Source organism: Pseudomonas sp. Pseu.R1, assembly GCF_045764065.1.
GTDB lineage: Bacteria > Pseudomonadota > Gammaproteobacteria > Pseudomonadales > Pseudomonadaceae > Aquipseudomonas.
The window spans coordinates 1,510,165-1,523,264 of sequence record NZ_JBJGEE020000001.1 but is presented as its reverse complement, the minus strand read 5'-3'; the positions used below and the strand labels follow the sequence as shown (position 1 = coordinate 1,523,264).

The following is a 13,100-nucleotide window of genomic DNA, read 5'->3' as shown; positions in this document are numbered from 1 at the left end:
GAACCGGGACTATAGGCGGGGCACCGATGATGTGACTGTCATGGTAATGACCCTAGAAGCGGTGGAGTGAGTATCAAGCATCCAAGCACATTGGATGTGGAGTTACTGTCGGAATCGCCTCTCAGAAAAGAAATACCGTGTGTGATTACGGCGATTGAACGTATTCACGTACCGCCTCTCGCCGATACTGCCCAGGCGATTTTCCGTGAACCCGGCGAAAGGCGACTCCAAAAGCAGCATCTGACAGATAACCCAAGGAGGCCGCCACGGTCGCCACACTTTCCCGGCTCGCATATAACCTAGAGGCGGCAACTTGCATGCGCCAGCGAGTCGCGTACTCAACAGGAGAATGTCCTACCCGGTGCTTGAACAGTGCTGCAAAGCTGGATCGCGACATGCAAGCGATCTCCGCCATCTGCGCCAATGTCCAGGATTTCTCCGGGGCACCATGAATGGCGCGCATCACGTTCGCGATAGCAGGGTCGCGTAGGCCTCCCAGCCAGGCAAGGTCGGCGACATCGGCTGTGCTGATGTGATGGCGCAATCCATGGAGGAAAATCAGACGAAGCAGGTCGTTGCACATGGCGTTGGCGCCTGGTTGCGCTGACTGCCATTCCCTGTCCAGTTCATCCAGCAACCAGGCAAACGACGAGGCGGCACCCGATGCTGCACTGATGATGATCGCAGGCGGCAGCAGCGACAGAAGCTGGCCGGCGCCGGCATTGATCAGCCTCACACTGCCACCCAGTAACTCCACATCGTCACCGGCCCCCAAGGTGGCGAGTGTGCTGAACTGCGCGAAGGCATCGGACGCGTTGACCGCATCGCCTTCCGGATCGCTCGCGAGGATAAACGGGGTGCGGGAAATCATGAAGCAGTCGCCCGCCCGCAAGTGACGCGGCTGGCTGCCTTCGATGCGCAGCCAGCACTGACCACGTCGCACGACGTTGAATTTGAGTTCAATCGGTCGAAAACGCAGGGCCCATTGCCCACCTGCCTGCAGGCGTACGGAGCATGCGGCGTGAAGCCCTGCCAGCGCGAGTACGTCGGATAAGGGATCTGAAACGGGATTTTGGATGATCAAGACAGAAACCTGGATTATCTGAACTGTTTCGTCCAGGCATCTTAAAGAACAATGGGCGCTCACGCCATCTAACTGGGAGCCCATCATGACAACGCCGCAGGAACCTATTTTTTCAACTTTCACCGCTGCCACTGCTGCGACTGAAGTCATGGCCGGGGTGGATCTAGCTGGGCATCTGGCCGTTGTCACCGGTGGATATTCCGGCTTAGGGCTGGTCACCGCTAAAAGCCTGGCCCGTGCAGGTGCTCAGGTCATCGTTCCGGCCAGAAACCCTGATCGTGCGCGCAAGGCCCTGGCGGGCGAAGAGGGTATCTCTGTCCACCCGATGGATCTGATCGATCCCGACTCCATTCAAGCTTTCACCGCTCAATTCGTTCGGCGCGGACAACCGCTTTCGTTGTTGATCAATTGTGCGGGCGTCATGGCCTCGCCTTTGGCACGAGATCTCGATGGTCACGAAAGTCAGTTCGCGATCAATCATCTGGGGCACTTTCGTCTGGTGTGTGGGTTGTGGCCAGCACTTGTAGCAGCTGGCACTGCCCGGGTGGTCTCGGTGTCATCGCGAGGTCATCAGATAGCCGGTGTCGACTTTGATGACATCGACTTCATTAGTCGTCCGTATGATAAATGGGCGGCGTATGGTCAGTCGAAAACAGCCAACGCGCTGTTCGCAATGGGTCTCGACAAGCGCGGTTCTAGCCTCGGCGTACGCGCGTTTTCACTTCACCCCGGTCAAATCCTAACTGACTTGGGACGTCACCTGACTAGCGCCGAGATCGATGCGTTTGACGTCTTTGATGAGAGCGGCCAGCAAAAAATCGCACCAGAGCTCGGCCTCAAAAATCTAGATCAGGGCGCGGCAACGGGACTGTGGTGCGCGACCAGCTCGGCATTGGAAGGTAAGGGCGGTGTCTATTGCGAAGACTGCGATATCGCGCCGATCAACAACCTCGAGATAGGTCGCAAGGGAGTGGCGCGATGGGCGGCCAATCCCGAGTTTGCAGAGCAGCTCTGGCACATTTCCGAGGCGTGGACGGGAGTTTCCCTGTGAACCAGAACAGGTTCATGCATTGGGCTGAAAGTCTTTCCACGACTAACTAGAAATTGTAAAACCGTAGGGCAATGTCCCGTAGTCACCAGTCACCCCCCAACGTCTAAACAGATTGAACCGCCTACGCAAGCGCTCGCCTAATAGTTAGCTTGTGGATATCTCTGCAGGCCACCTGCCAATCTAGGCAAATTCCGAGAGGTGTTGACGTGGCTAAAGACGACAAGAAAAGCAAAGGTGATGCTTCGAAGGCTAGCAAGGAATTGAAGGATAAAAAGGCATCACCGGCTAAGAAATCAGCTGCGGCATCCGCGCTTTCCAAGTCTTCCGAAAAGAAAGATAAGAAGGCCGCTGAGCCGAAAAAGTCAGCAAAAAAAGCTGATAGCAAGCCGGACAAGGCTAAGAAATCTGAGAAGGGTGATAAGCCTGCCAAAAAGAAAAAGTGACGGCAATGATCTGCTAGGGCTTCATGCCCTAGCTTTATCAAGCATTGTCAGCGCCCGTGACTATCGATATCCGTAATCCCCTTGAGTTTTCTGAGCAGTTTGGTCTTGTATCTACAATCGTTGTTGCTGGGCGGGTAGTAGTGACAGCGCTTGACCCAGAGTCGTTATCTTTCAGCCGGTGGTTCTAGCTGATGGTACCAATCCGAATATGGCGTGTTCTCCACCATATGCCTATTCAGATCCGGCGCTCCGTCACCCCACCAAACCGGCCCTCGTTCTCCTAACGCCTCCTTGGCTGCCTGTACAGCCCCACGGGCGGTCTTCATTTTGCCAGGATCACCTGAAGCCTTGGCGGCCTTCACAGCCCGCCTGGCGTCCATCAGCTCATTCACCAATCTCTGACGTTCGTCTTCATCAAGCGCCGGATTCGAACAACGCCACAGCCGTCCTTTGACAACGAAATAGCGACCGTCTGGGGTGGTTGGATTCATCATCTGACCTCCTAAGATACGACTGAACTCAGGTGCCTTAGTCGTCGACATCCGAGGGCCCAGACAGGGGGGTAATCAAATGCGGCCCTTGATTCCGCACATTCCCCACATCCTTGCCCACCTTGTACCAATGAAACTCCTCAGTGGGCCGACAATGCTCAATGGCGATCTCAGCCGCACGCTCGGGTGACGTCTCAGGGTCTACCCACTCCCTCGCATGCTCAGGGGCAAGCACCAACGGCTTACGGTCATGGATATCGACCATGCCTTGGTCACTTGCTGCCGTGATGATGACAAAGCCATCACGCTCGTCCGGCTCAATGGCCTGGTGCACCTCGGCCAAACCCGCGAAGAACATCGGAGTCTGGTCTGTCAAGGTGATGAAGTAGGGCTGCTTTTTTTTGGGATCAACTGGATCCTTGACCCATTCATACCAGCCATTTGCGGGAGCCAGGACTCGGCCATTGGGCCAAAGCTGCTTGAAAAATTTCCCGCTCATGACGGTCTCGACCCTAGCGTTGATCGGATCAGGTCGCTTGCCCTTGGCCCAGAACGGAGCCCATCCCCAGCGCACTTTGTCTACGCTCAAGCCATCCTCGACAGGGCGGATGATTTCAACGCGAGTGGTCGGTGCGACGTTGTAGCGCTCAATCGGCCACAGGTCGTATCCATTGATCACCAACTGCTTTGGAGCAAGCTCCTTGAGGTAGTGATCCATCGATTCGTAGATCGAGTAGCGTCCGCACATGATGTCACCTGTCGAATTTTCTCTCTTACGAGATTGACCGCAAGCCGAGTAGAACGTTAACTGTATATACGTACAGTAACCCACAACAAGGCTTGCACCATGAGCATCACTATCCTCGGCCCACTGGAAAACGGCGGCGAAAAGCTGCCTCTCTACTCGTTCAAGGTGCCGGCAGGCTTCCCATCGCCTGCCGCCGACCATATTGAAAAGCATATCTCGCTGGACGAGCTGTTCGATGTCCGTGCACCTCACGTTTACCTCGTCAAGATCGAGGGAGACAGCATGCAGGGGGCGGGGATCTACAACGGTGACATGGTGATCGTTGACCGCAGTCTGTATGCGGAGCATGGGGACATCGTCATCGCGGCCCTCAACACCGAGCCGGTCTGCAAGCGCCTGGACATGCACGGTAACTCGGTGATCCTGAGATCGGAGAACCCGAAGTACCCACCTCGGCACGTGATGGAAGGCGACGAGTTGGTGATCTGGGGCGTCGTGAAATACAGCATCCGCGATCATGACAACGCCTGAGCCTGTCTTTGCCCTGATCGACTGCAACAGCTTTTACGCGAGTTGCGAGCGCGTCTTCCGGCCAGATCTTGCACGCACCCCCATTGTTGTTCTCTCCAACAACGATGGGTGTGTGATTGCCCGCTCATACGACGCCAAGCCTTTCGTGAAAATGGGCCAGCCGTACTTTCAGATCAAAGACCATCTGCGACGAAACGGCGTGGTTGCCTTCAGCAGCAACTACGCGCTGTACGGCGATATGAGCGAGCGCGTGATGACCATCATCGAGTCCATGGTGCCGGCGCTCGAGGTCTACAGCATTGATGAAGCGTTCGCAGATTTGACCGGCATTCCGGGCGACCTGACGGCCTTTGGCCGGAATATCCGCGCGACGATTTTCAAGCACACTGGCATCCCGGTAGGGGTTGGGATCGCTCGAACCAAGACCTTGGCCAAGCTTGCGAATCACACCGCAAAACGCTTGATCGATCAGACTGGCGGTGTGGTGGATCTTTGCGACCAGTTCAAATGCGATTGGACGCTGCGCAACACCCTGGTTGGGGAGGTGTGGGGTGTCGGCAAGCGGATGAAAGCGCACCTTGAAGTTATGGGCATCAAGAGCGCGATGGACTTGGCCAAGGCCGATGCTTGGACGCTCAGGCAAAAATTCAGCGTGGTGATCGAGAAGACTGCTCGTGAGCTCGCCGGCACTTCATGCCTGGAACTGGGGGAAGCTGATCCGCCCAAGCAGGAAATCTGCTGCAGCCGAATGTTCGGCACTCGTCCGACCGACATCGAGCCGATCAAAGAGGCCGTGGCCACGTATACCCAGCGGGCGGCGGAAAAGCTTCGGGCGCAGAATTCACTGTGCAAGAAGATCCGCGTCAGCATACGTACCGGCATGTTCAATCCGGAAGAAGCCAAGTACGCCAATGGAGCACTGGTCGAGTTGCCGTATCCCACCAACGATGTGCGGCTGATGACCAAGGCTGCCACCGAGGCGGTAAATCGCCTCTTCATGGCGGGCTTCAAGTACAGCAAGGCCGAAGTACTTCTCCTGGATTTACGGCAGCCAAGCGAGTACACGGACGATCTGTTCGCGCATTCGCAGCCTGCTGTGGCTGATAAAGTGATGGGGGTTCTGGATGAGATCAATGCCCGCTGGGGGAGGGGAGTGCTTCGTTTGGCCAGCGTACCCAAAGACCCAGGGTGGGCGATGCGTCGGGATCTGATGAGTCAGAGTTTCACCACAAGGTTGGATCAGCTCTGGACGGTTAAAGCCAGGTGAGATCAGTGGGCTCCAGGTGTGGTCGATGTCGAACCCTTGCACAGGCAAGCTTCGTAGCACATGACCGTGGGCGCTCACGATGAGCTGTGACTGGCGAAGACGCCGGGCGGTGAGATTACTATCCGCTGTTAACACCTAGGAGGTAGACGATGTCCCACACGCAGGCTTCAGATTGGGAAGCATCCATCGTTGCGGCCATTACGGAAGAGCTGGATCAGCTCAAGTACCTGATCGAGGATAGGAGCGGCTCGACGGAGAAAAATGACATCCACGCTCAAGTCAGCCGGTTGTGTGGCCTGACGGATCTAGCGCACAACGACGCAATCCCTTTTTCCGCGTCGATCAGGCTTCAGCTCCATGAGTTGAATGAGATGGCGATGGGGATGGTTCGGAACACGGTCGACTTCAGCCCGCCAACTGAGGATTTTGTACAGAGCGTTGAGCGCGAGGCGGCACAGGGGCTTTTCGATGCGATTGCATTCAACATCCCCTACCTAGCTCAAGGTGAGACAAGCAAATACGCGATCGCTCTGTCGATGAATGCTTTCGACCTGATGCGAACGCACATGGGCGACCATCCAGATTTCGAGATGATGGAACGACTGGTGCTGGTACAGGACTACCGGGTGATGAAGCTGGCAGGGGACAACCGCTAAAAGAGCGATCATGCTCACGAGCGAGCCCAGCGTAACCGAGCGATCGCTTTGAATTGAGCGATCCCGACCGATCCTCTCTCGTTTCGTGCTTTCGAGCCTGGCCTTGTGAGTAATGTCTCCACAGCAAGTCGTTCGGCTTCATAGATCGCGAACGCATTGAGGTCGGAATCCAAGAGAATCAGCTGCACGACGTCGAACGGCTGCTTGAGGTCGATGGCGCCTATCCGGCCCGTGATCTTCTTCGGATTGTCTATCACGCGCCCTTTGATCTGCACGTGCACAGTCATTCCGTCCCTCATTTCTGTCGCGTCGTAGCCGGCGGTTCGGGCTGCGTGTAGATCCATTCCCAAGATTGCCGCAGCCTCGCACTCGGCGATCTCACCAGTGATGCCCAGCGGCTTTCCAGTCAGTTGTCGGTACCGGACAGCCAGTCGTTTGGCCTGCTCCACCAAATCATATAGCCGAGCACGTTCATCATCGGACGGCAACGTGGTGCAGGGGCTGGTCATCGTGAACTGCTCCATATTCTGCGGTTACGTGTCTGGGTTCCTGGGTGGTCTGCACCGGGAAAATGCTGAGAGAGACGGAGGTGGCCGCGGCGCAGCAAGGCAGTGCTCTCCAGCCAAATACTGCAGCTTTATTCGGACAATGTCAGACAAAGCGACCGTTCGTCGGGTATCAGCCCCTTTTGGGGCTTTTTTTCAAGTCGCCCCCTTAAAAAATTTTAAACGCGACGGAGCATATATATTTGAGAACAAAGAAAAAGCAGCGTAGCTCTGAACACCGCTGTCCTTTCAGGTACTCCACGGTTTTGCTTTGGCTTTTAAGGGTTTTTGCTTTTGAAGGGTTTAGGGTCACCGCGTGGGACAAGGGTGGTACCACAGGCCAGGGGAGCAGAAAGAAATCGCTTTGCTTCGCAGCCGTAGGCTGCTGCCTTAGCATTTGATTACAAACGAATGGAAAAATATTGTTTTTTTTTTGCAGAACCACTATATGTTGTGCCTTTGCAATGTTCAGCATAATTCTACGAGCTGCAGACATCCCCGCCTGCCCATGTAAACTAACGTGGTCTGGCGTCGATGGGCTTCACCCGTAGGTTCCGCAATTACAGGCTTGTGCAGCGTGGCTGAGGGGAAAGGATGGTAGCTGCCCACCTGCGCCACCCTTCATGATCAGGGGACACAGGTGAGCCATTGATTAAATGCTGCTAGTTTGAGACGAGTTAGACAACGATTTAAGGCCTTGAGCTTTTCTTACGCCATACAGCACCACTGAGAAAAGCAGAATGCCAACGCCCATCAGTAGCTCCTTAGTGCCACCGTAGCCTAGGAGTTTGGTCGAGGCGATACCTACCAGGGTGATTAACCCAGTTAGCAGACTAAGTACCCATGCTACAGGAATCCAGCCTTTGGAGAGGTGAACGAGGCGTTCTAGATGCGCAGCGTCTTTTCTCAACCGCAGTAAACGCTACGTGGGCCTGCGTGTAGCTGTCTCCGTAGGGAAACAGAGCCAGCGACCAAGCGGTGAACGCTACGGCTACAAACGGCGCGAGCAGATTCGTACGTTTAAGCGCTGCTAGCCTATGCGCCGGGCTCCGCGTCCGGCTACGCGTGCGAATCCACTCTGCCGCTCGAATCGCTCCGAACACCGTCATAACCAGCGGACAATACAAAACCAGCCAGCGTGGCGCGACGGAGAGGTGAGTTCCTGCCAGCATCAAGGTGTTGGTCAGCAGGATGAAATACATCATGGTTAATTGGCGCGCCAACGCGTTGTACTGCGCCTCGACCAGTTCAGTATTGTCCTTTGGGACGGACATCAACGCTCGCAAGCTGTTTACAAATTTATTTGTCATGCGCAGCTCTATAATGAGGCCAGAAAAGGAACTGATTGGTCTTATCGGATAGGATCAAGCGTGAGTAAACGCTGTGCTCATGGATCTATTCGGCCAGAATCCGGGGTTCTGCAAGATCTACGACCAGTGGCAGTTTGATTTCGTTCTGCCATCACCTCGTGAACCCCAGTCAAGCAATCGCCGTGACGAAGCATGAGTAGTTGTTCTCCAATCTCTGCACCTCTGTAACCCGGCTTGCTGCAGCGCGTGAGAAAGCGAAAGCGAAGACTCTCACCCCAAAATGAGCTTGGGCGTGAAAAAAGTGCGGCAGATGTTCTGGAAGCGGCACCTGGACGCCAGCGGCTTATCGTTTAGCGAGCCGTATTGAATCGTGGAGAGTACCTGTCCAGCCACTAACCCAAGCCCAGACATGATGGCCTGACCCGCTTACCTTGGGTAACTTCGGACGGGATGCCCTTGCATACCTATTCATGGCTCGAAGTGCATTTTCAGAGAGGTGGAAAGTCGAGTCGATTATGTTTGCCTGCGTGACAGCCATAGAAGTCGCTTGCAAGTTACGCTCTAGGGCGTCTTTTAAGTATGGCTGAGCCACAGGTGCGATGCGGTACGCTGCTTTCTCACAAGATTTTGGGCTCAAGGTCGAGGGGTCTCGCTCTGCTTTCCACTAATTCTCTGTGGAAGCGGCTGAAGACGCATTATTCAGAGATGCAGCCCGGGTATGGGCGCAATACCGAGACTACCGCGCCCTCAACGTGCCATGGACGTTGTGAATCAGGAAAGTACTTTGCTGGAAGCTAGCACAGGCCCGAGGTATTTCTTGTCGATAGCGGCGCCAACCGAATATTTGGGATCTACAAAATTACCCAGCCGCACCTTACCGCACTGACTTAGCATCATGTAGGCGTCCCAACGGTCAAAGCCGTACTCTTTTTCCAGCCAAAGAATCAGCTCGCAGTATGCGATGCGTGTGGCATCTTCAAGTGGGCGAGCGCTGCCGATTGCCATCAGCATCGACTCAGTTTCAAGGCGCGGCCAATCGATGCTCCAGTTCTTGATCAGCTCGACATGAATGGTCGTCGTGCTTTCGAACTCGACTGCTGTGCCACAGACCTCGCCATCTCCCTGGCACGCGTGAGCATCACCGATGAAGAGGCGCCCGCCTGCGGAGCGAACGGGCAGGTAGGTGATGCTGCCTGGGCCCATGTCAGGCAGATCCATGTTGCCACCATGGTTGTCAGGGGTGAGCGAGTTGATCGAGTCGATCTCAGGAGAGAGGCTCAGCGTGCCGATGTGAGGTTGGTAGGGCAACGTCACTCGGTCGCTCCAATGGACGTGCTTCTCGTCCACATGGATCTTGCGGGTGATCTCCGGCAAGGGGTCTGTCAGCATTGCGGTGAGGTCGGTGCCGGTCAGTGCACCGAAACGAGGGATCATGCAGCAGGTACCGCGCGGGTTTTCACCTCGTGGCAGTATCGATTCGATACGCACCGCCACGACGTCCCCCTTTTCAGCGCCTGCGATCATGATGGGCCCATTCTGCGGATTGAGAAATGGCATGCGCAGCAGTTGGCTCGGGCGATCATGCTCATGCTTGATCTTGCCTTCGAACGCATCGCTTGTTTCGACGATGACCCGATCACCTGGCTGAATATGTAGGACAGGGTCGGAGTAGGGGCCCATCGTGTAATGGAATTTCCCTTGGCGTTCAGTGGTTAACTCATGGGTTTCGCCTTGTTTTCCTTGGGCGACTCCACGCGTATACATAATGGAATTTTCCAACCAGCTCATGTGTTAACTCCTTTTTTGGACAAAAGTACCCTGAGGCACAGAAAAAATTGGGTGCCTTGATGGGTTTGAAAATTTATGGTCGGCGAGTGTTTATCTGGTCGACCTTGGTGTAAGTATTATCGCCTTCGCGTTTGTAATAGTTGGGTGAGCTCTGTTTTGCTCTCGCCTTGCAAGAAAATCAGGCACATTTCCTCCATGCTTAATTGATGGGTCATGCTTAATTTTCTTAATTGATCATATGCATCGTCTTCGTCGATGTTCGCCTGGGCCATCAGCTTGACCACGGCTTTAACCACGATGCGTTTGGCTTTTACACGCTCTTGCAAAGTATCGAGTTCGGCACTTGCCAGTTTTCGGGCGGAAAACTCATAGATCGCTTGCTGCAGGGCGAGAAATGTCCCACTTGAGCGAACCGGCTTGACCAGGAACGCGCACACCCTTTGGGTCAGCGACCAGTGGATCCGCTCAGGGGTTTCGGCGCTGAACATGGCGATGAGGGGAACTTGCGGTTCGCCGTCTGCCCACGGGAAGGTGTTTTTATGCGCCTGGTTCGCGTCGAAGAAACACACATCCACATCCGACCAAGGAACATCCTGGCCTTCGATGGGTACGATAATGTTGAGCCCCAGCCTCACAAGTTGACCGCTCAGAACCTCATAGTCACGATCCTGTTTATGAAGGATCAGGACTCGGTGGTCGCGCAGATTGGGAAGCCGAGTGTTCTTCATTTGATGATCCTCAAGCCAGGGTTGAGGCGACTGCCTTGCCCGCCCATCCATCCGCCGTCAGTCACCTTGCGCATGTCGACCCAGGTCAGGTAGGGATCTGGCTTTTGCGGTTCGTTCGCCGTGGCAAGGACTTCGAAATCGCCCTGCGAGTTGGAAATGCCAAGGCGAGGCGTGAGGTAGCAGTGGTAGTTGTCAGGGTCTATCCAAACTCGGCCCTGCGGGGCGTCGAGGCAGCATTCTGCTAATGCGATTTTCACCTCGTGAACATCATCGGAGCCCGCGCGATGTATCGCTTCGGCCAGGAGCAGAACGGCGATGAAAGAGGCCTCGGCATCCGCAGACGTCACTATTTCCGAGCCGAATCGCTCCTTGATCTCGTCGACGAATTGGGAGTTTTCTGCCGATTGGATGCTCTGGAAATAGACTGAGGAGCAGATGTGGCCAGCCCGGCATTCCTCATCCACTGCCTTTAGCTCCTCCTCCGACAGCGTGCAGCTCGCCAGTGGCACCGAGCGAGGTATTCGGCCTGAGTTCAGGGCCTGTCCGTACGCTGAAGCCAGTGCTCGTCCTGATTCACCTATGAGCGAGCTGAAGACGAAATCAGGCTTCAGTCGCTCAATCTCTTGGATAACTTGCTCGACGTCCGTGCTGCCGATCGGCAGGTACCGTTCGCACAGGACATCACCTGCGTTGACCTCCAGAATCTCACGCATGACACGGTTGCTTTCCCACGGCCATACGTAGTTGGAGCCAACGCAGTAGGCGCGTTTTCCCACGGCGTTCATCAGGTAGCTGATGAGTGGAATTATGTGCTGATTGGGTGATGCGCCTACATAGATGACGTTGTCGCTGCACTCGAAACCCTCGTAGTGGGAGGGGTACCAGAGCAACCCGTCTCTGCGCTCAAACAGCGGCAGGACTTCCTTTCGGCTTGACGATGTATAGCAGCCGACCACGTGCTTGATACCACTGTCCAGAAGGCCCTGAGACAGCGCGTAATACTGCGCCAGGTCGCCGGCAGGATTCACGATGTGGGGATCCAGCGAGAAACCAAAGCGCACATCTTCAGACACCCGCTGGATACCCAGCAGGGCACCGCAGAGCATCGCTGTACCGATGCTCTGATAGGGGCCCGTGGTCGAGCACATAAGGCCAATGGGGATGCTCTTCTTTTCACGAAGATTCGACATCATGCCCCCTTAGGACGCCATCGCTGGGCGACGTTGTAGCCGTGCTGCAAACCGAGCGGAGCCAAAGGCAAAGACAGCGCCAATGATCATCGATACCGGAACTACGATCAGTGCGTTGGAGAAGCTCAAGCTGGTCAGGCTCTCTGCGCTGAACTTACCAGGGGTCTGCAGCAGGAATGCGAAGGTGCACGCGTATCCGTAGGTGACAGCAGGGATCGAGGAGAACGACTTCAACCGCGCTGCCGATATGTAGCATGCGATGCTCAGGCAGACCACGAGGCTCGGCCAAAGTGGTTCACCCAGCAACTCAGCTCCAGGCACCGTTACGATCACCACGGCAGTCACCCAGGCGGTCAGCACCCCAAAACAGTTGGAGACGATGGTCGTGCGCAGTGCCTGCAGATCACCGCCCGAATGGAAGAAGCATGCCCAGGCTGCAAACGCAGCCCAGATCAGAAGCACTCCGACAGAGAGCGTGAACCACGTGCAGAGCCCTCCCAGGAGAGCGACGCTTATCGCAAGGCTGGTCAATTCCGACATCACGCATACTCCTGGGGTGGGGAGGCGAGAGGCACAGGGCGTTCAGCCCGGCGATAGAAGAGGGCGCTCAGCAGACCAAGGGTGACCCAGAACAAGGCGTCGGACACCAGTGAGGCCGCGACGAACTCATGATAGAGATCTTCCGGAGCTAGCATCTGGGCGGAGGCGAGATGAGGTGCACCGACGAGGTGAGGGGTCGCCATGAGCACCACTGCGGCGACTTTCGTCCAAAGCATGGGACTGAATGCCAGCAAGCCCAGTCCCATCGCTGTGGTGATTGCCGTGCCCACCCACCAGAGCTGCCTGGCGTGAAGATCTGCTGCCTGCGTGCCCGGCAACTCTGGAGGCAGGCCAGTTGCCGGTGCCAATACAAACACCGCGTATCCAGCCAGGCCCCACAACGCGGCAGTGAGCGGTTTACGTGGTGGCCGCAGGCTGATTGCACCTGCCAGGATCAGGCCGAAAGCAACGCCGACTACCAGGTTGGCACCTGCAGTCGCGGTAACGCGCTGCCAGCCATCCTCGGGCGTCCACCCTTCATCATCATGATGATGCTCACCGCCCTCATGCGTGTCAGCGTGGTGAGCGCTCGCTGCTTGCTCATAGGTTTCGGCCTTGAGGATCAGTGGAGATACCCAGACGGCCTGGATAAGCGTCAACATCAGGGCTGCACCCAGCCCCGCAAAGACGGCTGTTTGGAAAATGCGCTTGATCATGGATCACGCCTC

The 13,100-nt window shown here is 55.8% G+C and carries 15 protein-coding genes; 5 read left to right on the top strand and 10 right to left on the bottom strand.

All coding sequences use genetic code 11. From position 1 onward, the window contains the following. Positions 1-145 precede the first annotated feature (145 nt). Positions 146-1,084: an AraC family transcriptional regulator gene (locus ACI5GA_RS07150; RefSeq protein WP_421422370.1), complete on the bottom strand. Its 939-nt coding sequence runs from the start codon at positions 1,082-1,084 to the stop codon at positions 146-148. A gap of 85 nt (positions 1,085-1,169) precedes the next feature. On the opposite strand from ACI5GA_RS07150, the gene ACI5GA_RS07145 reads away from it, so the two are divergent. Further along, complete coding sequence (locus tag ACI5GA_RS07145; RefSeq protein WP_421422369.1) at positions 1,170-2,135, top strand: oxidoreductase; 966 nt, start codon at positions 1,170-1,172, stop codon at positions 2,133-2,135. Between the two features lie 206 nt (positions 2,136-2,341). Continuing rightward, positions 2,342-2,578 (top strand): hypothetical protein, encoded by a 237-nt coding sequence (locus ACI5GA_RS07140; protein ID WP_421422368.1) that lies wholly within the window; start codon positions 2,342-2,344, stop codon positions 2,576-2,578. 164 nt (positions 2,579-2,742) lie between these two features. On the opposite strand, the gene ACI5GA_RS07135 is transcribed toward ACI5GA_RS07140, so the two are convergent. Both ACI5GA_RS07135 and ACI5GA_RS07130 read right to left on the bottom strand, forming a co-directional pair. Further along, the gene (locus ACI5GA_RS07135; protein ID WP_421425450.1) at positions 2,743-3,069 is read right to left on the bottom strand and encodes a hypothetical protein; all 327 of its coding nucleotides are present in this window, start codon (positions 3,067-3,069) and stop codon (positions 2,743-2,745) included. A gap of 37 nt (positions 3,070-3,106) precedes the next feature. Next, positions 3,107-3,817: an SOS response-associated peptidase gene (locus ACI5GA_RS07130; RefSeq protein WP_421422367.1), complete on the bottom strand. Its 711-nt coding sequence runs from the start codon at positions 3,815-3,817 to the stop codon at positions 3,107-3,109. Positions 3,818-3,916: 99 nt separating this feature from the next. Between ACI5GA_RS07130 and ACI5GA_RS07125 the strand changes: the two genes are divergently transcribed. The 3 genes from ACI5GA_RS07125 (at position 3,917) to ACI5GA_RS07115 (ending at position 6,271) form a co-directional block, all read left to right on the top strand. Then, positions 3,917-4,348 (top strand): LexA family protein, encoded by a 432-nt coding sequence (locus ACI5GA_RS07125; RefSeq protein ID WP_421422366.1) that lies wholly within the window; start codon positions 3,917-3,919, stop codon positions 4,346-4,348. After that, positions 4,335-5,615 (top strand): translesion error-prone DNA polymerase V subunit UmuC, encoded by a 1,281-nt coding sequence (umuC, locus tag ACI5GA_RS07120; RefSeq protein WP_421422365.1) that lies wholly within the window; start codon positions 4,335-4,337, stop codon positions 5,613-5,615. The genes ACI5GA_RS07125 and umuC overlap by 14 nt, the downstream gene beginning before the upstream one ends. Before the next feature lie 149 nt (positions 5,616-5,764). Then, on the top strand, positions 5,765-6,271 hold the full coding sequence (locus ACI5GA_RS07115) for a hypothetical protein (RefSeq protein WP_421422364.1): 507 nt from the start codon (positions 5,765-5,767) through the stop codon (positions 6,269-6,271). A gap of 14 nt (positions 6,272-6,285) precedes the next feature. Here the strand turns inward: ACI5GA_RS07115 and ACI5GA_RS07110 are convergent, their stop codons facing one another. From ACI5GA_RS07110 to ACI5GA_RS07080, 7 genes are all read right to left on the bottom strand, one after another. Continuing rightward, the gene (locus ACI5GA_RS07110) at positions 6,286-6,780 is read right to left on the bottom strand and encodes a hypothetical protein (protein ID WP_421422363.1); all 495 of its coding nucleotides are present in this window, start codon (positions 6,778-6,780) and stop codon (positions 6,286-6,288) included. 869 nt (positions 6,781-7,649) lie between these two features. Beyond that, positions 7,650-8,126, bottom strand: coding sequence for a hypothetical protein (locus ACI5GA_RS07105; protein ID WP_421422362.1), 477 nt, complete (start codon positions 8,124-8,126; stop codon positions 7,650-7,652). Between the two features lie 771 nt (positions 8,127-8,897). Next, entirely contained in the window at positions 8,898-9,914 is a 1,017-nt protein-coding gene (locus ACI5GA_RS07100) for an acetamidase/formamidase family protein (RefSeq protein ID WP_421422361.1), read from the bottom strand. A gap of 116 nt (positions 9,915-10,030) precedes the next feature. After that, positions 10,031-10,642, bottom strand: coding sequence for an ANTAR domain-containing response regulator (locus tag ACI5GA_RS07095; protein WP_421422360.1), 612 nt, complete (start codon positions 10,640-10,642; stop codon positions 10,031-10,033). Next, a complete protein-coding gene (locus ACI5GA_RS07090; RefSeq protein ID WP_421422359.1) occupies positions 10,639-11,832 on the bottom strand; it encodes a transporter substrate-binding domain-containing protein in 1,194 nt (397 codons plus the stop codon). Before ACI5GA_RS07090 ends, ACI5GA_RS07095 begins: the two co-directional genes overlap by 4 nt. A gap of 9 nt (positions 11,833-11,841) precedes the next feature. Next, the gene (locus tag ACI5GA_RS07085) at positions 11,842-12,372 is read right to left on the bottom strand and encodes a DUF1097 domain-containing protein (protein ID WP_421422358.1); all 531 of its coding nucleotides are present in this window, start codon (positions 12,370-12,372) and stop codon (positions 11,842-11,844) included. Then, entirely contained in the window at positions 12,372-13,088 is a 717-nt protein-coding gene (locus ACI5GA_RS07080) for a CbtA family protein (protein ID WP_421422357.1), read from the bottom strand. Before ACI5GA_RS07080 ends, ACI5GA_RS07085 begins: the two co-directional genes overlap by 1 nt. Between the last annotated feature and the right edge of the window lie 12 nt (positions 13,089-13,100).